At 45.9% G+C, this 22662-nt stretch carries 22 protein-coding genes, 1 pseudogene and 1 other annotated feature; of the genes and pseudogenes, 10 read left to right on the forward strand and 13 right to left on the reverse strand.

Annotation, left to right across the window (positions count from 1 at the left end; genetic code table 11):
* Window positions 1-90 precede the first annotated feature (90 nt).
* The 5 genes from apbC (at window position 91) to asmA (ending at window position 6186) form a co-directional block, all read left to right on the forward strand.
* Window positions 91-1203, forward strand: a complete 1113-nt coding sequence (gene apbC / locus PSI17_RS02785; protein WP_273550498.1) for an iron-sulfur cluster carrier protein ApbC — start codon at window positions 91-93, stop codon at window positions 1201-1203.
* Between the two features lie 358 nt (window positions 1204-1561).
* Window positions 1562-2638 (forward strand): YiiG family protein, encoded by a 1077-nt coding sequence (locus tag PSI17_RS02790; RefSeq protein WP_273550499.1) that lies wholly within the window; start codon window positions 1562-1564, stop codon window positions 2636-2638.
* A gap of 344 nt (window positions 2639-2982) precedes the next feature.
* The gene (udk, locus tag PSI17_RS02795) at window positions 2983-3624 is read left to right on the forward strand and encodes a uridine kinase (RefSeq protein WP_273550500.1); all 642 of its coding nucleotides are present in this window, start codon (window positions 2983-2985) and stop codon (window positions 3622-3624) included.
* Window positions 3625-3671: 47 nt separating this feature from the next.
* Window positions 3672-4253 carry a dCTP deaminase gene (dcd, locus tag PSI17_RS02800; RefSeq protein ID WP_273550501.1) on the forward strand — a complete coding sequence of 194 codons (582 nt, stop codon included), beginning with the start codon at window positions 3672-3674 and terminating at the stop codon, window positions 4251-4253.
* Between the two features lie 64 nt (window positions 4254-4317).
* A complete protein-coding gene (asmA, locus tag PSI17_RS02805) occupies window positions 4318-6186 on the forward strand; it encodes an outer membrane assembly protein AsmA (RefSeq protein ID WP_273550502.1) in 1869 nt (622 codons plus the stop codon).
* A gap of 108 nt (window positions 6187-6294) precedes the next feature.
* Here the strand turns inward: asmA and PSI17_RS02810 are convergent, their stop codons facing one another.
* On the reverse strand, window positions 6295-7875 hold the full coding sequence (locus PSI17_RS02810) for a TerC family protein (RefSeq protein ID WP_273550503.1): 1581 nt from the start codon (window positions 7873-7875) through the stop codon (window positions 6295-6297).
* A 292-nt stretch (window positions 7876-8167) separates the two neighbouring features.
* On the opposite strand from PSI17_RS02810, the gene gndA reads away from it, so the two are divergent.
* Window positions 8168-9574, forward strand: coding sequence for an NADP-dependent phosphogluconate dehydrogenase (gene gndA / locus PSI17_RS02815; protein WP_273550504.1), 1407 nt, complete (start codon window positions 8168-8170; stop codon window positions 9572-9574).
* 104 nt (window positions 9575-9678) lie between these two features.
* On the opposite strand, the gene PSI17_RS02820 is transcribed toward gndA, so the two are convergent.
* Window positions 9679-9819 carry a hypothetical protein gene (locus PSI17_RS02820; RefSeq protein ID WP_273550505.1) on the reverse strand — a complete coding sequence of 47 codons (141 nt, stop codon included), beginning with the start codon at window positions 9817-9819 and terminating at the stop codon, window positions 9679-9681.
* Between the two features lie 64 nt (window positions 9820-9883).
* A complete protein-coding gene (locus PSI17_RS02825; RefSeq protein WP_273550506.1) occupies window positions 9884-10378 on the reverse strand; it encodes a YbaK/prolyl-tRNA synthetase associated domain-containing protein in 495 nt (164 codons plus the stop codon).
* Window positions 10379-10546: 168 nt separating this feature from the next.
* On the opposite strand from PSI17_RS02825, the gene yiaY reads away from it, so the two are divergent.
* Window positions 10547-11698, forward strand: coding sequence for an L-threonine dehydrogenase (gene yiaY, locus PSI17_RS02830; protein ID WP_273550507.1), 1152 nt, complete (start codon window positions 10547-10549; stop codon window positions 11696-11698).
* Between the two features lie 141 nt (window positions 11699-11839).
* On the opposite strand, the gene PSI17_RS02835 is transcribed toward yiaY, so the two are convergent.
* Window positions 11840-12190, reverse strand: coding sequence for an ArsR/SmtB family transcription factor (locus PSI17_RS02835; protein ID WP_273550508.1), 351 nt, complete (start codon window positions 12188-12190; stop codon window positions 11840-11842).
* Between the two features lie 127 nt (window positions 12191-12317).
* Here PSI17_RS02835 and PSI17_RS02840 point away from each other — a divergent pair, with 127 nt between their 5' ends.
* On the forward strand, window positions 12318-13322 hold the full coding sequence (locus PSI17_RS02840; RefSeq protein ID WP_273550509.1) for a permease: 1005 nt from the start codon (window positions 12318-12320) through the stop codon (window positions 13320-13322).
* 69 nt (window positions 13323-13391) lie between these two features.
* Entirely contained in the window at window positions 13392-14477 is a 1086-nt protein-coding gene (locus PSI17_RS02845) for a methyltransferase domain-containing protein (RefSeq protein ID WP_273550521.1), read from the forward strand.
* Between the two features lie 126 nt (window positions 14478-14603).
* On the opposite strand, the gene hisIE is transcribed toward PSI17_RS02845, so the two are convergent.
* The 9 genes from hisIE to hisL all read right to left on the reverse strand — a co-directional run bounded on the left by hisIE (window position 14604) and on the right by hisL (window position 21951).
* On the reverse strand, window positions 14604-15233 hold the full coding sequence (hisIE, locus tag PSI17_RS02850; protein ID WP_273550510.1) for a bifunctional phosphoribosyl-AMP cyclohydrolase/phosphoribosyl-ATP diphosphatase HisIE: 630 nt from the start codon (window positions 15231-15233) through the stop codon (window positions 14604-14606).
* Window positions 15227-16003 carry an imidazole glycerol phosphate synthase subunit HisF gene (gene hisF, locus PSI17_RS02855; RefSeq protein WP_273550511.1) on the reverse strand — a complete coding sequence of 259 codons (777 nt, stop codon included), beginning with the start codon at window positions 16001-16003 and terminating at the stop codon, window positions 15227-15229. The genes hisIE and hisF overlap by 7 nt, the downstream gene beginning before the upstream one ends.
* Window positions 15985-16722, reverse strand: a complete 738-nt coding sequence (hisA, locus tag PSI17_RS02860; RefSeq protein WP_273550512.1) for a 1-(5-phosphoribosyl)-5-[(5-phosphoribosylamino)methylideneamino]imidazole-4-carboxamide isomerase — start codon at window positions 16720-16722, stop codon at window positions 15985-15987. The genes hisF and hisA overlap by 19 nt, the downstream gene beginning before the upstream one ends.
* Before the next feature lie 4 nt (window positions 16723-16726).
* A complete protein-coding gene (gene hisH, locus PSI17_RS02865; protein WP_273550513.1) occupies window positions 16727-17317 on the reverse strand; it encodes an imidazole glycerol phosphate synthase subunit HisH in 591 nt (196 codons plus the stop codon).
* Window positions 17318-17337: 20 nt separating this feature from the next.
* The gene (gene hisB, locus PSI17_RS02870) at window positions 17338-18420 is read right to left on the reverse strand and encodes a bifunctional histidinol-phosphatase/imidazoleglycerol-phosphate dehydratase HisB (protein ID WP_273550514.1); all 1083 of its coding nucleotides are present in this window, start codon (window positions 18418-18420) and stop codon (window positions 17338-17340) included.
* A complete protein-coding gene (gene hisC / locus PSI17_RS02875; protein ID WP_273550515.1) occupies window positions 18417-19535 on the reverse strand; it encodes a histidinol-phosphate transaminase in 1119 nt (372 codons plus the stop codon). The genes hisB and hisC overlap by 4 nt, the downstream gene beginning before the upstream one ends.
* Entirely contained in the window at window positions 19532-20848 is a 1317-nt protein-coding gene (hisD, locus tag PSI17_RS02880) for a histidinol dehydrogenase (protein WP_273550516.1), read from the reverse strand. Before hisD ends, hisC begins: the two co-directional genes overlap by 4 nt.
* Window positions 20849-20851: 3 nt before the next feature.
* On the reverse strand, window positions 20852-21751 hold the full coding sequence (gene hisG, locus PSI17_RS02885; RefSeq protein ID WP_273550517.1) for an ATP phosphoribosyltransferase: 900 nt from the start codon (window positions 21749-21751) through the stop codon (window positions 20852-20854).
* 56 nt (window positions 21752-21807) lie between these two features.
* Window positions 21808-21928: a sequence feature (His leader region), on the reverse strand.
* Window positions 21904-21951: a his operon leader peptide gene (hisL, locus tag PSI17_RS02890; RefSeq protein ID WP_113967449.1), complete on the reverse strand. Its 48-nt coding sequence runs from the start codon at window positions 21949-21951 to the stop codon at window positions 21904-21906. (Overlaps the previous feature by 25 nt.)
* 246 nt (window positions 21952-22197) lie before the next feature.
* On the opposite strand from hisL, the pseudogene PSI17_RS02895 reads away from it, so the two are divergent.
* Window positions 22198-22662: pseudogene (locus PSI17_RS02895) on the forward strand (SDR family NAD(P)-dependent oxidoreductase); the annotation flags it as partial.

A 22662-nucleotide genomic window follows, 5' to 3' on the forward strand; every position in this document is an offset into this window, starting at 1 on the left:
CTTTTACTTGTTCCTTATCCGAAGCTGTTCGCTTCTGCTATGATGGCGGGACAGTTTTAGGTTGAAAAAGATAAAACAAAAGGAGCCGGGATGAACTCACAATCCCCCGAGCAGACCCACCCTGACCTGCTGAAAGAACAAGTTGCTAATCTATTGGCAACATTCAGGCATCCAACATTGGAGCAAGATTTAATTGCGCTGAAAGCACTGCATCAATGCACCATGCTGGATGGGATACTGCATATTGAATTAATCATGCCGTTTGTCTGGAAACGTGCCTTTGAAATATTGAAGAAAGCCATCACTCAGCCCCTGCAATCCGCAACGGGAGCAAAATCCGTAGAATGGCGGTTAACCCACGATATCTGCACATTGCGCCGGGCCAATAATTTGCCGGGTGTCAATGGCGTGCGCAATATTGTGGCAGTCAGTTCAGGCAAGGGCGGGGTCGGGAAATCCAGTACAGCAGTGAATCTGGCGCTGGCGCTGGCGCAGGAAGGCGCAAAAGTGGGCATTCTGGATGCGGACATCTATGGCCCGTCCATCCCTAACATGCTGGGTACTGCCAAAGAGCGCCCGACGTCCCCGGATGGTCAGCATATGGCGCCAATTATGGTACACGGCATGGCAACCAACTCCATTGGCTACCTTGTTACCGATGATAACGCGATGGTATGGCGTGGCCCGATGGCAAGCAAGGCCTTGATGCAGATGCTGCAAGATACGCTGTGGCCGGATTTGGATTACTTGGTGATTGATATGCCGCCGGGGACAGGGGATATCCAGTTAACGCTGTCTCAGAATATTCCGGTGACCGGTGCATTGGTTATCACCACACCACAGGACATTGCCCTGATTGATGCGATGAAAGGCATTGTTATGTTCCAGAAGGTCAATGTGCCCGTGTTGGGCATTATTGAGAACATGAGCACGCATATTTGCAGCAACTGCGGCCATCATGAGCCGATTTTTGGTACTGGTGGGGCAGAAAAACTGGCAGAAAAATATCATTGTCAATTATTGGGGCAGATCCCGCTGCATATCTCACTGCGTGAAGATCTTGATCGTGGTGAACCCACGGTGAGCTGCCAGCCTGATAGTGAATTTGCGGATATTTACCGTGAAATTGCGGCTAATATTTCGGCGAAGATGTATTGGCAGGGCGAAAAAATCCCAACTGAAATTTCCTTCCGCACAGTTTGATTTAGGCAGTCATTTAATTTAAGCAACTGTGCAACCAACATACGATAAACGCCGTTTTAGTTTAATGTGTTTTGACAGGGCGGCGTTTTCTTGCAATGGACTCAATATTATTTAATTTAATTCATTGCTCCTCTGGTGTTTTATTTTTCCTTGGTTGATAAATGAGGTTTGAAACTCGAATTATTTTCTTTACATCATAAAAAACAATAAATTTATAATAGATTAACAATCTGCTGATTACCTAATTAAGATTTTAATTCATTAGATTAACTACTTTATTATTGTTGTTTTGGCTTGAAATCCATCGTTTCAAGAGGTATTTTGTCAACCTTAAAAAAACTTAATATAAGGAATGGCAATGGATTTCAACGATAACTCTGCAAAATGGAAAAAAGGAATTATAGCGCTTTGCATTGCGCTAGCACTGTCAGCGTGTGACAACAAAAAAGAAGAATCAGCATCACTTGTAGCCTCAACGTCATCACCTGAAACCGCACAAAATAACTCAGCAGGAGAGAAGGGAGACCCTCAGTCCAAGGAAGCTAAAAATGAACCTGTTCAGGATCGCGAACAGGTTATTTCGGAAAAAATGCAAACATATATTAAATGTTATAACTTATTGGATGAGTCTATCCATAAGAGCTTATTCCGTTATTCTAGTTGGCTTGATGATTTAGAAAAGGGACCAACTGGAAAAGAAAGGGTTATTTATGGGCTTTATTCTGTCAATCAAACTAACATTGCTGACTGCCAGAAAAAAATTCAAAAAGTTGCAGCGATGGAGCCAAAGTTAAAACCAATAGATGATATTGCAGCTAGTTATATTGATTTATCAGCAAAAGTTGTTTTACAAATTAATGGGTTAGAGCGTTATTATACGCAAGAAGATTATAAAGATGACGTTTTTGCTAAAGGTAAAGAAAAACACCCTCAACTGATTTCATCCTATACAGCATTTTCCCCAGTATCTATGGAATATTCCGAAGCTATTGAGAAAATGAATGATGAACGCCAACAGTTAGTATTACAGCAAATGGAAAAAGAGGGCAACCTAACACTGGAATATTATAGCCTGACAATCATCTTTGAGGCTAAAAAGATTAAAAAGATGGTTAAATCAAAAGATTTTGATGCTGTCAATGCACTTGCTATGGTCGCTGAATTACAAAATAAAGCAGAGAGTATGCTTCCTTTAATCGCAGAACTTAAAGAATCCAGAGACTTATCTTATATGGGCTATGAGTCTTTCTTGAGAAATACGGATGAGTATGCGAAAGCTGCAAAAGAGCGTATCCGTAGAATTCGGGATAAAGTCCCTTATACAAGCGGTGAAAAAATGAGTATGGGAGGGATGGGTGAATGGATGGTAGACGGTTCCCCTGGTAAGTTACTAAAAGCGTATAACACTCTGATTGATGAGTTTAATCGTATATAACAGTAGTTGGGTAAAAATTCTGATCAATGTCTTTTGTCGTAGAGTCATTGATCAGTGCTCAATGTTTTCTCTATTTTTATGCTTTTTATCGCAGTGTGACATCTTATCACCCGAGCTTTAGTTGCACTTTGGCATGAAATTATTTATAGAATATTTTCTGTCAGATGCCTAAAATTGCGGAATTTTTATGCGAAGCGTATCGAAAAAAACGAGACTTATCTCGTTTACTCTGGAATAGAAGCCATTAACTCCCTATAATCCGCCAAACACGGTGTTAGCGACATCGAGTCAGTAAACACCATATTCCCACTTTATTTTTCTTTTTTAACCAGGTTATTTTTAGTATGGCTGATGAAGCACATAAGTGTACAATCGTAGGTATTTCAGGTGCCTCCGCCTCAGGCAAAAGCCTTATTGCCAGCACACTTTATAAAGAATTACGGGCTCAGGTCGGTGACCACAATATCGGTGTTATTCCAGAAGATTGCTATTATAAAGACCAAACCCATACCCCGATAGAAGAGCGTTATAAAGTTAATTATGATCACCCGAATTCAATGGATCACAGTTTACTGTTCGAGCATCTTCAGGCATTAAAGGCCGGGAAATCCATTGAATTGCCGCAATATGACTACGTTGAACACACCCGCAAACCCGAATCCATTCATTTTGAACCGAAAAGAGTCATTATCCTCGAAGGTATTCTACTATTAACGGATAAACGTTTACGCCAAGAGCTGGATTTTTCCATTTTTGTCGATACACCACTGGATATTTGTTTGATGCGCCGTATTAAACGTGATGTCAATGAACGCGGACGTTCATTGGATTCCGTTATGGAGCAGTACAAAAAAACCGTGCGCCCAATGTTCCTGCAATTTATCGAGCCATCGAAACAATATGCCGATATTATTGTTCCTCGTGGTGGGAAAAACCGCGTGGCCATTGATATCTTAAAAGCCAAGATTGGCCAATTTTGCGAATAATCTGTTGTTCAGACATTCATCCGTATCATCGTATATGAGAGGAAATCATGCGACTCTGTGACCGTGACATTATTAAATGGCTAGATGAAGGTAAGCTGGTAATTACCCCTCGTCCCCCTGTTGAACGCATTAATGGGGCAACTGCTGATGTGTGCCTTGGGAATCAGTTTCGCGTTTTTCGTGGTCATACTGCCGCCTATATTGATTTGAGTGGCCCCAAGGCGGAAGTCAATGCGGCACTGGATCGTGTCATGAGCGATGAAATTACGTTGCCGGATGGGGAAGCCTTTTTCCTCCATCCCGGTGAATTGGCTTTGGCAGTAACACTGGAATCTGTCACACTGCCTGATAATTTAGTCGGGTGGTTAGATGGGCGTTCATCGCTGGCACGCCTTGGCCTGATGGTTCATGTTACTGCGCATCGTATTGATCCGGGTTGGCAGGGGCAAATTGTTCTGGAATTCTATAATTCAGGCAAACTGCCTTTAGCCTTGCGTCCGGGGATGGTCATAGGCGCATTGAGTTTTGAACCACTTTCAGGCTCTGCTGATCGGCCTTATAACCGACGTCAGGATGCTAAATATAAAAACCAGCAGGGAGCCGTGGGCAGCCGAATCAGTGAGGATTAATCTTTTCTGGTCACGCTTTCTGGTGAAAAGATAGTCTTCTTGTAAACATGAGACTGGGGAAGTCATGAAAAGATTGTTGACGACACTCATTATTTTGTTGGTAGTCATTGTGGCGGGCCTGACTGCATTGGTTATGCTGGTTAATCCAAATGATTTTCGTGGCTATATCGTCAAACAAGTACAAAAGAAGAGTGGTTACCAGCTCGTGTTTCGGGATGACTTGCGCTGGCATGTTTGGCCAAAGTTGAGCATTCTGACGGGTGAGATTGCTTTAACCGCCGAGAATGCCAAAACGCCGACGGTAGTGGCAGAAAATATGCGTCTGGATGTGGAGTTGCTGCCACTGCTATCTCACCAACTTGCAGTGAAAGAGGTGATGCTGAAAGGGGCCGTCCTGCGGTTCACCCCAGATAGCCAACCGCAAAAGCAGGCAGAGGCGCCGATTGCACCGGAAAACGATGTGCACTATCCCATCGTCACGGGAAATCAGGCCTGGAAACTGGATATTGCCAGAATCAGGGTAGTGGATAGCTTACTGATCTGGCAAATCAACAAAAACGCCCAATTAAATGTCCGTGATATCAATTTATTGTTGGAACGAAGTGATCAGGATCACGTTGACCTTAATCTCCGTAGTAATATCAATAAAAACCAACAAGAACTGTCATTTGAACTGAATTCGTCGGTCAATATTTCTGATTATCCGCAGCAGCTATCGGCTGATATTGGTACCTTTAAGTATCAATTACAGGGAGTTGGGTTGCCGTCTACGGGTATTCAGGGAGAGGGGAGTGCCATTGTGAAATATCAGGCTTCACCTGAATCAGTTTCGCTGCAAAAACTGGCATTGACGATAAATGATGAGAGTGCGCTGAAGGGGGATATGACTGCCACCTTGAAAGATAAACCGCAATACGCCATCAACCTGAATTCGCCAAGGTTTAATTTGGATAACCTATTGGGGTGGGATGCCTTAGCGAAAAATACCCCGCAGGCAAAACACGATTATCAGATTGAAAATAATTCATTAAAACCGGTGATTGCGACATCGGTTTCCGCATTATCCGACTACGATCTTACCTTTTTGCAAGGGTTTGATGCTGATGTCTCATTCACAGCAGATAAATTCATTTATCAGGGCATGGATATTGATCATTTTGGCCTGAAAGCCGTCAATAATGATGGCCTGATGGAAATGACGCAATTAAGTGGCAATGTGTTTGGTGGGCATTTTGCGCTGCCGACTTCGATTGATGCTACGGTTGTGCCTGCGAAACTGCACACAAAGCCGTTCTTGCAGAAGATTGAGGTACAACCTTTGTTAACTGCATTGGCATTACCCGCAATATTCAGCGGTCAGCTTAATGTTGATGGTGATCTTTCGGGGAAAGGTTATGACGAATACGCTATTTCTCATGACTGGCAGGGTGATTTAACTATCGATCTGAAAAATGCGCGCCTGAAAGGATTAAACATTCCTCAGCTTATTCAACAATCTTTTTCACGGGCAACCGATCAAGTCAGCCAACCCACGAATACCAATGACTTCACTGAAGCTAAGAGCATGTCAGTGAAAGCACAACTGGATCGCGGTGAGATTAGAATCAGTGAACTTGCAGCAACTTCAAGTATGCTCAACATTAAAGGGCAGGGAACCGCGAATTTACTGAAACAAGACACTGATGTGTCATTGTGGGTGCAATTGACGGGGGGATGGGGCAAACAGAACGAGTTTGTACGGCGCTTGGCGCAATTAAAAATTCCCCTGCGGGTTTATGGTGACTGGAATAACCTGCAATATGCGCTGAATGTAGAGTCGATGTTGCGTGATGAATTACAGCAGAAAGCCAAAAGATCGATCAAAGATTGGCTCGAAAATAACCGTGGCAATGAAAATCTTAAGGCGCTGGAAGATTTATTGAATAAAAAGTAGGGTGATCGCTTCGGTGGGTGCCCGATTTTATCAACTTATAGGAATAAAAAAAACCGGACTTATGCCGGTTTTTTCTTAGGGGGGATATCGTTGATGTCAGGGCGTGAATTATATTGCCGTCTCTTCTTCCACCGTGAGTGGGGTGATTTTCACTTTATTGATACGGTGGCTGGTGATTTCCAATGCTTCAAACAGATAGTCACCAATCTTTAATTGCTCACCTTGTTGTGGAATATGTTGCAGATGTTCCATCAACAAACCCGCCAGTGTCTGATACTCTCGTTTTTCATCCAATGGCAGCGGCACGTAAAGCACTAAATCTTCCAGAGGCATAAACCCATTGGCGATCCAATATCCCTCTTCCATGACCTGAATATCATGGCGGGCATCAAGCTCTCCGCCACCGACAGGAAGATTACCGGTAATGGTTTCCATCACATCGGTGACTGTGACCACGCCTTCGACAGAACCGAATTCATCGACGACAAAGGCAAAGTGGGTTTGTGCCTGACGAAACTGTTCCAATGCCTGTAGCAGGGAGAGCGATTCTGGGAAAATCAACGGCTGCTGGACTAATTTCCTTAAATCGAAAGTGTTATGAGTTAGCTGTTGATTAAGGATATCAATCACATGAACAACGCCAAGAGGTTCATCACCACTCTGTTCGTCGGTCACCACAATGCGTGTATGGGCTTTTTGTTCCAGCAACGTAGTCAGTTTTTCCGCCGGGGAATGGACATCAAGATAGATCACATCGTGGCGTGAGGTCATGATGCTGCTGACGGTACGTTGTGCCATGCTGAGAACACGGGCAATCATCTGGCGTTCCTGCGGCTGAAAGATTTCCTTGCTGTCAGTATGATCTGCAATCAGGTTGGAAGTATGATTATCCAACGCCGCGTTTTCACGTTTGCCATTTAAAATGTGAAGGACGGCCTCTGCGGTTCTTTCACGCAGGGAGCGGGAAGCGCTCAAGAACTTGCGACGATTAAATTGGGCGAACTGGTTCAGCGCTTCAATCATAATGGAGAAGCCGATGGCCGCATAGAGATAGCCTTTCGGAATATGATAACCAAAACCTTCTGCAACCAAGCTAAAGCCGATCATCAGCAAGAAGCTGAGACACAGAATAACAATGGTGGGATGCGCATTGACGAATTTTGTCAGCGGCTTACTGGCCCATATCATCAGGATCATGGCGATGGTCACGGCAGAAATCATGATCCCGATGTGATTGACCATGCCCACGGCGGTGATAACAGAATCCAGAGAGAATACCGCATCCAAAACGATAATTTGCACAACAACCGCCCAGAAGCTGGCACCTTTACGTTGTTGATTGGTATGCAGGGTTTTTCCTTCCAGCCGCTCATTCAATTCCATTGTGGCTTTAAACAGCAGGAATATTCCGCCTATCAGCATAATTAAATCACGGGCGCTGAAAGGATGTTCCCATAAAGTCACCCATGGATTCGTCATGGAAATGAGCCAGGACAGGCTGAATAGCAGCAATATCCTCATGACAAGGGCACAGGAAAGCCCTGTCAGGCGAGCTTTGTCTCTCTCTTTTTCAGGAAGTTTATCCGCCAGAATGGCGATGAATATTAAGTTGTCTATTCCGAGAACAATTTCTAAAACGATAAGTGTGGCCAGACCTGCCCATATCGTCGGATCAGCGATCCATTCCATATAGTTTGTTTTACCTGTTATTGGGACGGCACTTGCCGACTATCCAATAATGCGTATTGAAATGCGAAATATCAATAGGTGATTTATCTCAGTTGGAAATTTTTTCAGCAAAAAAACGTTATGACGGTATCGGTTGCATCAATAACTACCCCCGATGACCCTTCCTGAGTTAACATGTGACTTCATTAACAAATTGCCCGCTCTGTTTCGTTGCATACGGCATGTAGATGATACACAGCATCACGTACAGCATCTTGGGTGGGCGGCAGTCATTATTAGACGGGAGTTATTCATGTCCAAGCAACAGATCGGTGTTGTCGGTATGGCGGTAATGGGGCGCAACCTGGCGTTGAATATTGAAAGCCGGGGTTACTCTGTATCTATTTTTAACCGCTCCAGCGATAAAACTGATGAAGTTATTGCTGAAAATCCAGGGAAAAAATTAGTTCCAAGTTATTCCATTGAAGAGTTTGTCGGTTCGCTGGAAAAGCCACGTCGTATTCTGTTGATGGTTAAGGCGGGTGAAGCTACAGATAAAACCATTGCCTCACTGACACCACATTTGGATAAGGGTGACATTCTGATCGATGGTGGCAACACCTATTTTCAGGATACGATCCGCCGTAATCGTGAATTATCTGCCCAAGGCTTTAACTTTATCGGTACGGGGGTTTCCGGTGGTGAAGAAGGCGCATTGAAAGGCCCTTCCATTATGCCGGGTGGCCAGAAAGAGGCTTATGAGTTAGTGGCCCCTATTCTGAAAGAGATTGCGGCTCAGGTTGATGGCGAACCTTGTGTGACTTATATCGGGGCAGATGGTGCAGGCCATTATGTGAAGATGGTTCACAATGGCATTGAATATGGTGATATGCAGTTGATTGCAGAAGCCTATTCCCTGTTGAAAAACGCATTGAACCTGAGCAATCAGGCATTGGCTGAAGTGTTCAGTGATTGGAATCAGGGTGAACTGAGCAGCTATTTGATCGAAATTACTGCCGATATTTTCCGCAAACAAGATGAAGAAGGAAAATATCTGGTTGACGTGATCCTGGATGAAGCCGCTAACAAAGGCACCGGTAAGTGGACGAGCCAAAGCTCGCTGGATCTGGGTATTCCCGTCACACTTATCACGGAATCTGTATTTGCACGCTATATCTCTTCGCTGAAAGATCAGCGCGTCGCGGCATCCAAGGTACTGTCCGGCCCTGAGATTCAGCCATTCAACGGGGATCAAGCTGAATTTATTGAGAAAGTTCGCCGTGCTCTGTATCTGGGTAAAATTGTTTCTTACGCGCAGGGCTTCCAACAGTTGAAAGCCGCATCGGATGAGTACAACTGGGATCTGAACTATGGTGAAATTGCCAAGATCTTCCGTGCGGGTTGTATTATTCGTGCGCAATTCCTGCAAAAAATCACGGATGCCTACAATGAAAATCCGGCTATCGCTAACCTGCTTTTAGCCCCTTACTTCAAACAAATCGCCGACGATTATCAGCAAGCCCTGCGTGACGTTATTGCTTATGGTGTGCAAAATGGCATCCCGACGCCAACCTTCTCTGCGGCCATCTCTTATTACGACAGCTATCGTTCTGCGGTATTACCTGCCAACCTGATTCAGGCGCAGCGTGATTACTTTGGTGCGCACACTTACAAGCGTACTGATAAAGAAGGCGTTTTCCACACGGAATGGTTAGAGTGATCATTAAATATCTTTATAAGATATAAGAAGCTCTCAAAGTAAGGTGCTGAATTATCAGCACCTTTTTTGTGAAATATAAGGCCTTGTGAAATAGACGTAAAGTATCAGGTCGGCGGTTGCCAATTAAGCAACCGTTGGGTAAATCGTTCCAACCAGTGTGCTATCTCCGCATCGTGGAAATAAAGGAATACCGCGAGGATGAGGATAGCAAGACCGAGTATTACCAGAGCAAAAATATTATTCATATAATAATCGCCTATTTTCGTCTGGTTAAATTATAGCAAAATGTAAATTTTATTTACGTTATCTTCAATCGGTTATTTTCCGAAAAGCCACTAATTCTGGCATCGCAATGCGGCGGTAATCCTCCGTGTGCAGAATAATCGAACGTTCCAGACTGCCTGCATTAAATGCCAGTTCGTCATAGCGTTCGAACAAAAGCGGATCAGCAACCAACTTGAGTTCCGGGTGAAAACTAAATGGTGGAATAGCCCCAAAAACACAGCGAGTTAATTCAGAAACTTCTTTGGGGCTTGCCAGAGATGCCCGGCTTCCTCCCACCTGTCTGGCGAGAGTGGCAAGATCGGCCTGTTGGTCAGCGGGCAAAACAGCCAGAACATACTGCCGATAACCTTTTCCTTTCACATGACAAACCAGCCCCTTAGCACCTTGTCCCAGATGGGTTCCCCGTATTTTTGCCACGTCTTCTGACCGGCCGCCGGTCGCGTGTTCCATCACCCGGTAGCGGGCGTCATGAGTGTCTAATAAGGCAGTGAGGCGCTCAAAAATATCGTCTTTTAGCAAAATGTTCTCCTGTATAAACTCAAAGGAAAAATTGATACCTATTTTTTCCGGCTTACATCAATAATTATTGATTTTGGTCAAATTTACTGGGTTAGATAAGTGTCACACTGTAATTCAATTTATGACATTGAGATTTGAAATACTTCAGTAAAAACTAAGGAGTTTCAAATGGCAGCATCAACTTTCTTTATCCCGCCAGTGAATAAAATCGGCATGGGGTGCATGACTGAAGCCGTCGAATTAATGAAAGATTATGGCTACAGACAGGCTTTGATTGTCACTGATCGCGTGTTAAACGAGATTGGTGTTGTTGGACAAGTTCAGTCTTTGCTGGCGGATGTTGGGATAAAAAGTGCCATTTATGCTGGCACAAATCCGAACCCCACAACGGTGAATGTTGAAGAAGGTTTGGCGATTCTGCACCAGCACCATTGTGACTGTGTGATCTCTTTAGGGGGCGGTTCACCGCATGACTGTGCAAAAGGTATTGCACTGGTTGCCGCTAATGGCGGAGACATTCGTGATTATGAAGGTGTTGATCGTTCAGCTAAACCGCAGCTACCTTTGATTGCCATCAATACCACCGCGGGAACCGCTTCTGAAATGACCCGCTTCTGTATTATTACGGATATTGAACGTCATATCAAAATGGCCATTGTGGATAAAAATGTGACACCTATTTTGTCAGTCAATGATTCAGCATTGATGGCCGGGATGCCAAAAGGATTGACTGCTGCAACAGGGATGGACGCATTGACTCATGCTATTGAGGCTTATGTTTCCACGGCGGCAAATCCTATTACTGATGCTTGTGCGCTGAAAGCCGTGACCATGATTAGCCATTATTTACGCCGTGCGGTTGCAGATGGCAATGATATGGAAGCACGTGAGAATATGGCTTATGCCCAGTTCTTGGCCGGGATGGCATTCAATAACGCATCTTTGGGGTATGTCCATGCGATGGCCCACCAATTAGGTGGATTTTATGATTTGCCGCATGGTGTCTGTAATGCGGTTTTACTGCCACATGTACAGAGATTCAATGCGAAAGTTGCTGCTGCACGCCTGAAAGAGATAGCGGCGGCGATGGGCGTTGAGGTGGGTGCCTTAAACGATGTACAAGGTGCTGAAGCCTGTATTGATGCAATCAGTGAATTGGCAAAAGATGTCAATATCCCGGCAGGTTTGTCTGAGTTGAATGTCAGACAGGAAGATTTGCCAATATTGGCGACCAATGCGTTAAAAGATGCTTGTGGATTCACTAACCCGATTCAGGCATCGCATGAAGAAATCATTGCTATCTTTAAGTCAGCAATGTAACGCCTGACAAGTCACTCTTGACATAGTAATAGCGTATTTTCAAAAGCGTACAGACAGGCTCTGCTTTTTTATGTTAGCTGTGATCTTATGCTGTACACTTAATGAGAATAGTATTTTCTGCTATCCCTATTCTGTTTTATGTCATCTGCATGATTGTTTGGTGAAAGGTTGTTCAGTTGCAGATTGCCCGGTGCAATTTGCAACCGAAACCCCCACACAACACTCTTCTTGCAAGAAGTTGATCAAATTTTCCAAGTGCTGATATTCAGGTATACACACGATAGTACGGCTGTGCTTATCTTGACGAATTAGCCCAACTCTTACCATGCGGGTGAGATGATGTGATAGCGTTGAAGCCGGAATACCTAAGGCTTTCTGAATTTCCCCGACAGAAACCCCTTGATGACCTGCCTTAATTAAAAATCGAAATATCGATAATCGATGAATATTCCCCAACTCAGCCAGACTTGCAGCGACTTCTTCGTGTTTCATATGTGTCTCCCAGTAAAATATCTATATTTCTAGAAATATTAAAATGCTCTTGACAGGAATTGCAATGGCAATCTAATATCTTTTATATTTCCATATTACTAGAAATATAGATCATTGGAGAACTGAAATGTCTTCCCAATTACAAGAAACCCTCAACATGTTTACTTTGCTTGCCATAGAGTTATCAGCTTTGTTTATTGGCATTAGCTTGCTGGTAGGTATTCTCCAGCGACATATATCTCCAGCCAAAGTAGAAGCCTTACTAAGCGCTAACCGGAAAAGAGGTTATTTTCTGGCGGCCGCCCTCGGATCTATCACGCCTTTTTGCAGTTGTTCGACTATCCCCATGTTGAAAGGGCTAATTCGTGCCAGAGCCGGTTTTGGTCCAATGATGGTATTTTTATTTTCTTCCCCTTTGTTGAATCCCATCATTGTTGTTTTGCTGGTCGTTACTTTTGGCCCAACGTTGACCGCGATTTATGTCCTATCGGCTCTTTTAGTCTCACTCGGTGCCGGATGGTTGCTGCAAGTTTTGGGATTTGAACGTTATATCCGCCGCGAAGAAGCGCCTAATTGCGGAACCGCCGGGAGTTGTTGTGACGTTAAGCCAGCTATATCAAATAGTTGTGAATCAACAGCAACTTCCTGTTGTTCTGCTACCCAAATAGCCTCGCAACCTGCAAGTTGTTGCGACAGCCGATCTGCCAAAGTTGATCGCCCAACAAGCAGGTATAACGGTCTGTGGCAAGAAGTTTGGTCAGATTTTAAGGGGGTGCTGCCTTATTTATTTATCGGTATCGCAATCGGCAGTGTGATCTATGGCTATGTACCGACGAACCTGCTTGAGCGATATGCCGGTTCAGATAATCCATTTGCTATTCCGGTTGCTGCTGTTATTGGTGTCCCGCTATATATTCGCGCTGAAGCCTTGATACCGCTTTCTGCGGCCTTGATGGCGAAAGGGGTCAGCGCCGGAGCGATTCTGGCGTTAATTATCGGCAGTGCGGGTGCCAGCCTGACTGAGCTAATTTTATTGCGTTCCCTGTTTACACTTAAGCTCTTAGTGGCCTTTGTCACTGTTATTTTTGTTATGGCAATAATCGCGGGTTACGCAGCTTTCCTGTTTTTCTAAATGCTGCTCAATACCGCGTTATATTTGGTCTAAGGCAGTGGATTTTATTAGAATTGGAGTAATAAAGTGATGAAAACCAAAGCACAAAAATCGTCTCAGCGAATTGAAGAGATACAGCATTACTACGGTACAACGCTTTCAAATAAGGACGATTTACGCACCAATATTTGTACTGTAGATGAGGCACCTTCTACTGAGATCAAAGCCATACTAAAAACAGTCCATCCAGATGTACAGCAACGCTTTTATGGTTGTGGTACTCCTTTTCCTCCTTTACTGTCTGGCTTAACGGTATTGGATTTAGGCTGTGGCGGCGGGCGAGATTGTTTCATTTTATCTGAATTAGTCGGACGAGAAGGGCACGTTATTGGCGTGGATACTACGTCTGAGCAAATTGAGTTTGCCAAAGGCTACCTCGATTATCACCGAGAAGCCTATGGCTATAGCGAAAGTAATGTACAGTTTATACATGGTAATATTGAGTCCTTAGATCGACTCAACCTGCCGTCAAATAGTGTTGATGTTATCGTTTCCAATTGTGTCATTAATTTAGCTACTGCAAAGTCTGATGTACTTGCGGGAATGTATCAGTTACTCAAACCTGGGGGAGAAATTTATTTTGCCGATATTTTCTCTGATCGCAGGCTTTCACCAGAGTTGAAAAATGATCCATTGTTGGTTGGGGAGTGTATCGGTGATGCCTTGTATTACGGCGATTTCGTCCGGGTGGCACGTGATGCCGGTTTTCGGGATATCCGCATTGTTGAGAGCAGATTAAAGGCTATTGGCAACCAATCTATTGAGGAAAAACTGGGGGGTGCGAAACTGTATTCAATGACGCTCCGGTTATTCAAGATTGAGCTGGAAGATGGCTGTGAAGATTATGGTCAAGTCGCCATCTATCAAGGAAATCTCCCTGGCTCTCCTGTTCGTTTTCTTCTTGATAAAGATCATATATTTGATACAGGGAAAGCGGTGCCGGTATGCCGGAATACGGCTGATATCATTCGTAGAAGTCGGTATCATCGCTTGTTTAGTGTGATGGGTGAAGGCCACATGCACTATGGGGCTTTTAATTGTGGAACAGTCGCAAATCATTTTGTGGTTCCAACTGGAGCGACGACGATGGGGGCATCAGGGGGTTGTCGTTGCTAAAAGAGCAACAGACGGTACTGATAATCTCAACGATACCCTATCAACTGCAAGTTGCAGCCCGCAAGATGAGGGCTGCTTTATTATTTCCTCTCTGTCATGGGGAAATAATAAATGTATCTTGAAGTTTTACGTTGAGTGCCGTTCCCGTAATTGTTGGATGATACAACTAAAGTCGAGGTCTTGATCTTGCAATAAGACCAGCAGGTGATAGATCAAATCGGCGGCTTCGTTGGTCAACTCTTCCCTGTCATTGACCGTCGCGGCTAACGCAGTTTCTACGCCTTCTTCGCCCACTTTCTGGGCGATACGTTTTGTTCCGCTGGCATACAAGCGGGCGGTATAGGAACTGTCCGGCGAGGCATTTTTTCGGCTGGCCAGTAATTGTTCCAATTCATAGAGAAACCCCCACTCAGTTTGTGCAGGCGCAAAACAGCTCTCGGTGCCTTTATGACAGGTCGGGCCAATCGGCTCCACCAAGGCCAGCAGCGTATCGTTATCACAATCGGGATAGAGGCCGACCAGATTCAGGAAGTGGCCTGAGCTTTCGCCTTTTGTCCATAACCGCTGTTTGGTGCGGGAGAAAAAGGTCACTTTGCCAGAATTGAGCGTGATATTCAGTGCTTCCTGATCCATGTAACCCATCATTAACACGGTGCCGGAGGTGGCATGTTGAACGATGACAGGCATCAGGTTAGCTACTTTTTCCCAATCCAGTTGCTCAATTTCTTTCGTGGTTAATTTCCGTGCTGTCAACATGTTCTCACCTCGACACCCTGTGTAGCCAGATATTGTTTGAGTTCGCCGATATTAATGATCTGTTTGTGGAAGACAGAGGCGGCTAAGGCACCATCAACATTGGCAACTTGAAAGGCATCCAAGAAATGTTCTGGTGCCCCGGCTCCCCCAGACGCAATCAGTGGCACAGAACAGACATCACGCACTAATTTCAGTTGGGTAAGATCATAACCATTACGCACACCATCCTGATTCATCATATTCAGGACGATCTCACCAGCGCCGCGTTGCTGGACTTCTTTGATCCAATCCAGTGTTTGCCAGCGTGTTGCGGTTGTGCGCTTTTCATCCCCGGTAAATTGGTAAACCTGATAACGGTTGGTGTTTTTATCAAACCATGTATCAATGCCGACGACGACACATTGGACACCATAGTGATCTGCCAGACGGTTAACCAAATCGGGATCAGCCAAGGCCGGGGAGTTGATGGAAATTTTATCTGCCCCGAATGCCAGAATTTGCCCGGCTTCTTCGACCGTTTTGATACCACCCGCCACGCAGAAAGGGATATTGATGACTTCTGCCACTTTTGCCACCCAGCTTTTATCGACCACGCGACCATCAGAAGAGGCAGTAATATCATAAAACACTAATTCATCAGCACCCTCTTGGGCATAGCGCTGCGCGAGAGGAACAATATCACCAATAATTTCGTGGTTACGGAATTGGACGCCTTTGACCACTTGCCCGTCACGGACGTCCAGACACGGGATTATGCGTTTTGCCAACATTGGATTGCCTCCGTCAGGGTAAATTTTCTTTCCAGTAATGCCCGCCCGACAATGACACCTGCCACACCGGATGCAGTCAGGGGAGAGATATCGGCAAGGCTGCCAATACCGCCGGAGGCCTGAAATTGGATTTGCGGATATCGTTGGCTGATTTCTTGATAGAGGGCAATATTAGTGCCGCTTAATGTGCCATCACGGGAAATATCGGTACATAAAACATGTTTTAGCCCAACGGGGAGGTATTGTTCGATGACATCTTCAAGGGTAGCACGGCTGTTTTCCTGCCAACCGCTAATCGCAACGTGTTTCACCCCATCTGCATTAATGCGGACGTCCAGTGCCAGCACAATGGCCCCTGCGCCGTAGCGCTGAAACCATTGTTTGACTAATTCCGGCTGGGTAACTGCCGTAGAACCAATGACAACCCGACTCGCGCCTGCTGCAAGCAGGGCATTTATCTCTGTTTCTGAACGAATTCCTCCGCCGACCTGAACGGGAACCGTAACGCCTGCCAGTAACTCTTGCAACAGGGCAATTTGGCGTTTGGCAGGATCTTTTGCTCCGGTCAGATCCACCAAATGCAGCAATTTAGCACCTGCCTGTTCATATTGCTGTAAACGAGAACGTGGCGAACGGCCATAATCCCGCCGTTGGTCATAATCCCCCTGATGCAAACGCACCACATTGCCATCAATTAAATCTAGAGCAGGTATGATCATGCGCTTACATCTCCAAAAAGTTTTTGAGTAATTGTGCACCTGCGGCACCTGAACGCTCAGGGTGGAATTGCACACCAAAGAAATTGCCCTTTGCGATGGCACTGCTAAATGGGTTGCCATATTTTGTTTGGGCAATCGTGTAGTCACCCACCGGTAGCGCGTAGCTATGTACAAAATAAAAACGGGAGTTATCTGCAATGTGGCGGAACAGGGGACTGTCTGTTTGCGTTTTCACTTGATTCCAACCCATATGTGGCAATGGCAGACCTGCGGTCACCATTTTTTCGACAGGCGCGTCAATTAATTTCAGTAGCGGGATGTTATTCCCTTCCGCACTGACACGGGCCAGTAACTGCATACCGAGGCAAATCCCTAATACAGGTTGGGTAAGAGAATAAATCAAGGGAATTAATTGCCGTTGCTCGAGCTGTTTCATTGCGGCCGCCGCCGTACCCACGCCCGGCAGAAAGAGTTTATCGGCTGCTTGCACAATCTCCGCGTCCAGACTCACAATGGGCTTATAGCCTAACCGACGGATGGCATAAGTCACAGAAGCAAGGTTAGCGCAGCCTGTATCTAAAATAACAACGTTCATCATGACTTCCTTTATGCCTTCTATAAAACACCTTTGGAACTGGGTAAGGTATCGCCTTCTACGCGAATGGCTTGTCGCAATGTCCGGCCAAAGACTTTAAACAGGCTTTCTGCCCGATGGTGATCGTTTTTGCCTTTGGTTTTCAGGTGTAGGGTGCATGCCATTGTGTAAGAGAGGGAACGGAAAAAGTGTTCAATCATCTCGGTACTCAAATCACCAACACGCTGATGTTTAAATTCAGCTTTATATTCAAGATGTGGACGGCCGGAAATATCCAGGGCACAGCGGGCAAGGCATTCATCCATTGGCAGCATAAAGCCAAATCTGGCAATCCCGCGTTTATCCCCCAATGCCTGTTTTAAGGCTTCTCCCAGTGCGAGTCCGGTATCTTCTACGGTGTGATGATCGTCAATATGGAGGTCGCCCTTGACTTGTACATTCATGCGGAAGCCACCGTGAGTCGCGATTTGATCCAGCATATGATCGAAGAAACCGACGCCCGTGTTGATGCGACTTTCTCCTTCACGATCCAGCCAAATTTCAATATCAATCGTGGTTTCTTTGGTTTTTCGTTCAACTTGGGCATGGCGATCTTTACGGGTAAATTCCTTGCTGATCAATTTGTTACGGATGGCTGTCCATCCCAGTGATTCGGGTTGGTAGCGAATGCCCTTGATCCCCATATTTTGAGCTAATTGCAAATCAGTCTGCCGATCACCGATGACGTAGCTGTTTTCCGTATCCATGACATTTTCTGCCAGATATTTTTGCACCAATCCAAGTTTGGGCTTACGGCAGTGGCAGTTATCTTCTGGTTTGTGTGGGCAGATCAGCACCTCTTCAAAATGAATACCCTGTGAGGTGAAAACCTGCATCATCAAGTCATGGGGTGGTTCAAAATCCGCTTGCGGAAAACTGGGCGTACCTAACCCGTCCTGATTAGTGATCATCACTAATTTATAATCGGCTTGTTGCAGGGCGAGCAAGGCCGGGATCACACCAGCCTCAAAAGCCAATTTATCAAGGCGATCAACTTGATAATCACTGGGCGGCTCGGTGATCAATGTGCCATCGCGGTCAATAAAAAGCATTTTCTGACTCATGGGTTCTCAGTTTCCTTGATTTGTTGCGATTGGTCGGCGAGTGCGCTAATGGCTCGCACCAACTGTTCACATTCATTCCGGCTGCCGATGGTAATACGCAGGCAATTCTCTAATCCCGGCTGCTTACGCTGATCACGCAGGATGATCCCTTGTTCCCAGAGCGTCTTAAATACGCGTTCTGCATGGGTAAATTTCACCAAAATATAGTTGGTTTCGCTTGGAAACACGTTTTCAACCAACGTCGATTGGCTGAGAGCTTGCTGGAGATAAGCCCGATTGCAGGCATTTTCTTCCACACGATTTCTCATGGTTTGAATACCCGTTTTCGTTAACGCTTGTGCCGCGATATCGGCAACCGGTGTCGCCAGTGGATAAGGGGCAATCACTTTTAGCATCAGTGCGATGATATCGGCGGAAGCCAGCGTAAATCCACAACGCAATCCAGCCAAAGCAAAAGCTTTCGAGAGGGTTCGCAAAATGACCAAGTGAGGATAGCCTGACAGCCAACGGGTGGTATCATGGCTAGCGGCATGTTGTGGGCAAAATTCGATGTAGGCTTCGTCAATGGCAACAATGGCGCGGTTCCGGGCCAATTCAAGGATCTGGCGTAATGCCGCAGGGTCAATGAGGTTGCCTGTCGGGTTGTTGGGACTACAGATATAGATCAGCTTGACGCGATCCAGATTATTTTTGATGGCGGTGATATCGGGTTGCCAGTCGGCGTTGACCGGGATTTTTTTCTGCTCTACACCGAAGGTTTCGGCACTAACGCCGTACATACCATAGGTTGGTGGGCAAAACAGTACCGCATCGCGTCCTGGCTCGCAAAAAACGCGGATCAACAACTCGATAGATTCATCAGCACCACGACTGACAAGGACTTGCTCAGGTTGCAGGCCAGCGTAATCGGCATAACGCTGAATGACTGTGGCGGGTTGGCATTCAGGATAGCGATTGAGCGTGTTTTCGCTGAGTTGGAAATCGGGTGCGATGGGGTATTCATTCGCATTTAACCAAATATCACCACAACCGCCCAGACGGCGGGCAGACAGATAAGGGACTAATTTGCGAACGTTTTCTCTTGCCAATGAATTGATATCAAAAACCGTACTCATGATTGTTCCTTGTTCAAAGCAGTCATACGTAATGTAACGGCGTTTTTATGTGCGATGAGTTGTTCTGCCTGTGCCAGTGTTTCGATCGTGGGTGCGAGGTTTTTTAATCCTTGGGGAGTGAGCCGTTGAACGGTCATTCTTTTCAGGAAATCAACCAGACCAAGGCTGGAATAGGTTGAAGTATAGCCATAGGTAGGCAGAACGTGATTAGTGCCGGAAGCGTAATCTCCGGCGGATTCAGGCGACCAGTCACCGAGAAAAAGGGAACCGGCGCTGGTAATTTGCTCGACCAGTTGTTCAGGCTGACGAGTCTGAATGATCAAATGCTCCGGGCCATATTGGTTGCTGATCGCCACACACTGGGCGAGATCTTCGGTGACAATGATCCGGCTGGCTTGCAGGGCTTGGGTTGCAATGGACTGACGTGGCAAAACGGCGAGCTGGGCTTCAATTTCACGGATCACTTTTCCGGCCAGATTTTCATCGGGAGTGACCAATATGACTTGGGAATCGGGGCCGTGCTCTGCTTGTGAAAGTAAATCTGCTGCCGTAAATGCGGGATTGGCTCCGCTGTCAGCGATCACCAGTACTTCGGATGGGCCAGCGGGCATATCGATCGCTGCGCCGTTGATTTGTTGGCTTACCTGACGCTTGGCTTCGGTCACCCACGCATTGCCGGGGCCAAAAATTTTGTCTACTTTGGGAACGGATTCTGTCCCGAATGCCATTGCGGCAATGGCTTGAGCCCCGCCGATCTGAAATATCTCGCTGATCCCACATAGTTGTGCGGCATAGAGTATTTCATCAGCAATCGGGGGAGGAGAGCACAGGATAACTTGACGGCAACCCGCAATGTTGGCAGGTGTACCCAGCATTAATACTGTGGAAAGCAGGGGGGCCGAGCCGCCGGGAATATAAAGCCCAACTGAATCTATTGGGCGCGTCACTTGTTGGCAGCGAACGCCCGGCAGGGTTTCAATATCAACCTCTGCCGGTTTTTGTGCTTCGTGGAACCGGCGGATATTGTTCATGGTCAATTGCATGGCCTGCTTGATTTCCGGGGTCAGGCGAGCGGCCGCTGCATTAACTTCATCAGCAGAAATTTGGATAGTTTCAACGGTCGTCTTGTCGAAGCGTTGGCAGAACGCTTGTAATGCTTGATCACCCCCCGTTTTCACGGTTGCCAGAATCTGTTTAACCGCCGCGGCAATATCGTCGGATGCGGTAATAGCCGGACGTGTCAGTAATATTTTTTGTTGTTCCGGTGTACATTCTTGCCAGCGAATGATGGTGTTAAAATTGGTGTTCATCAACGGTCACTCCATCATTTTTTCAATTGGCAGAACCAGAATGGAACTGGCACCTAATGCCTTGAGTTTTTCCATCGTTTCCCAGAACAGGGTTTCACTACTGACCATGTGCATGGCGACGCGATTTTGTGCACCTGCCAGTGGCAAGATGGTGGGGCGCTCAGCCCCCGGCAGCAGGGAGATAATCTCTTCCAGTTTGTCGCTGGGCGCATGAAGCATGATGTATTTGGATTCTCGCGCCAGAATGACGCCATGAATGCGGAGCATCAATTTGTCAATAAGCTGTTGTTTGGCTTCCGGCATTTCGCCATCACGCTGGATCAAACAGGCTCTTGAGCGGTAAATCACTTCAACTTCCCGCAAGCCATTGGCTTCCAATGTGGCACCTGTTGAAACTAAATCACAGATAGCGTCTGCAAGCCCTGCACGGGGGGCAACTTCAACGGAACCATTGAGAAGACAAGATTTGAAGTGGATGCCTTGTTGGTCTAAATAACGTTTCAATAAGTGCGGGTATGAGGTTGCAATGCGGGAATCTTGCAGACATGCCACGCCGGTATAATCGCAATCTAAAGGTGTTGCCAGGGAAAGCCGGCAGTCACCAAAATCGAGGCGGCGCAATGTCAGATAGCGGGGATCTTCTCCTTGTGCCCGGCGCGTCAATGATTCTTCTTCAAGGACGTTTTCCCCAATAATGCCCAGATCGACAACACTATCCATCACAAGGCCCGGAATATCATCGTCGCGGACACGCAGAATATCGATAGGCATATTTTCAGCAAAGGCGATCAGGCGCTGTTGCTGTAAATTAATTTTGATGCCGCAGCGCGCCAGTAACGTTCTGGAGTCATCACTCAGACGGCCTGATTTTTGAATGGCGATGCGTAAGCGTGTTTTATCTAGCATGTTGTGTTTTACCCTATATCAAGATTCAGTCAGTAATTAATTCGTAGATATCAGAAACAAAAAACCCCCGGAAAATCTTCCGAGGGTTTTCATCGTATTCATGCCACCGGAAGACGGGTCAAATGTCTTCCAGCACACAGCAGCCTGAAAGACTAGTCAGGATGATGGTGATGATGATGGTTAAATTGAATACGGTTCATATGCGCGTTCTCTATCTGTATTTGGTTCAGGCTATTTTCTATACAAAACTGCTTTATACAAGGATATGCTGTACTGAATGATGACTGTACGTAACTTTATAAACGTTATATTTGTGACTAAGGATTGGTTGCTCGCTGTTTAACCTATACGATTTTGTGTATAAAAAGCAAACTTTTTTTAAGAAAAGACGTTTATTTTATATTAATGTATTGTTTTTAAGTAGCATTGCGCTTCGGGGGATCACGGTGAAAAAAATTTCCATTATTGGACTGGGTTGGTTAGGAATGCCATTGGCACAAGCACTGCAACGCGGGGGGATGCAGGTCGTTGGTAGTAAAACTACACCAGATGGTGTTGAAGCGGCTTGTATGTGCGGGGTGGATTGTTACCTATTGAACTTGGCTCCTCAGATTATTTGCGATGCAGATGATCTTGATCAACTGATGTTGGTTGATGTGTTGGTTCTGGCATTGCCGGTTAGTGGTGTGGCCGGAGGTGGGAAGGAATATGTTAAAGCAGTGCAACTGGTTGTTGACACGGCACTTTCTTATTCGGTTCCGCGGATTATTTTTACCAGTTCTACTTCAGTTTATGGTTCGTCTGTTGGCTGTCTCAATGAAGATGATCCATTGTACCCCGCAACTGAATCGGCCAAGGCGCTACTTGAGTTGGAAAACTGGCTGCATCAACTGCCCAATACGTCGGTCGAT

The sequence above is a fragment of the Xenorhabdus sp. IM139775 genome (assembly GCF_028598745.1).
GTDB lineage: Bacteria > Pseudomonadota > Gammaproteobacteria > Enterobacterales > Enterobacteriaceae > Xenorhabdus.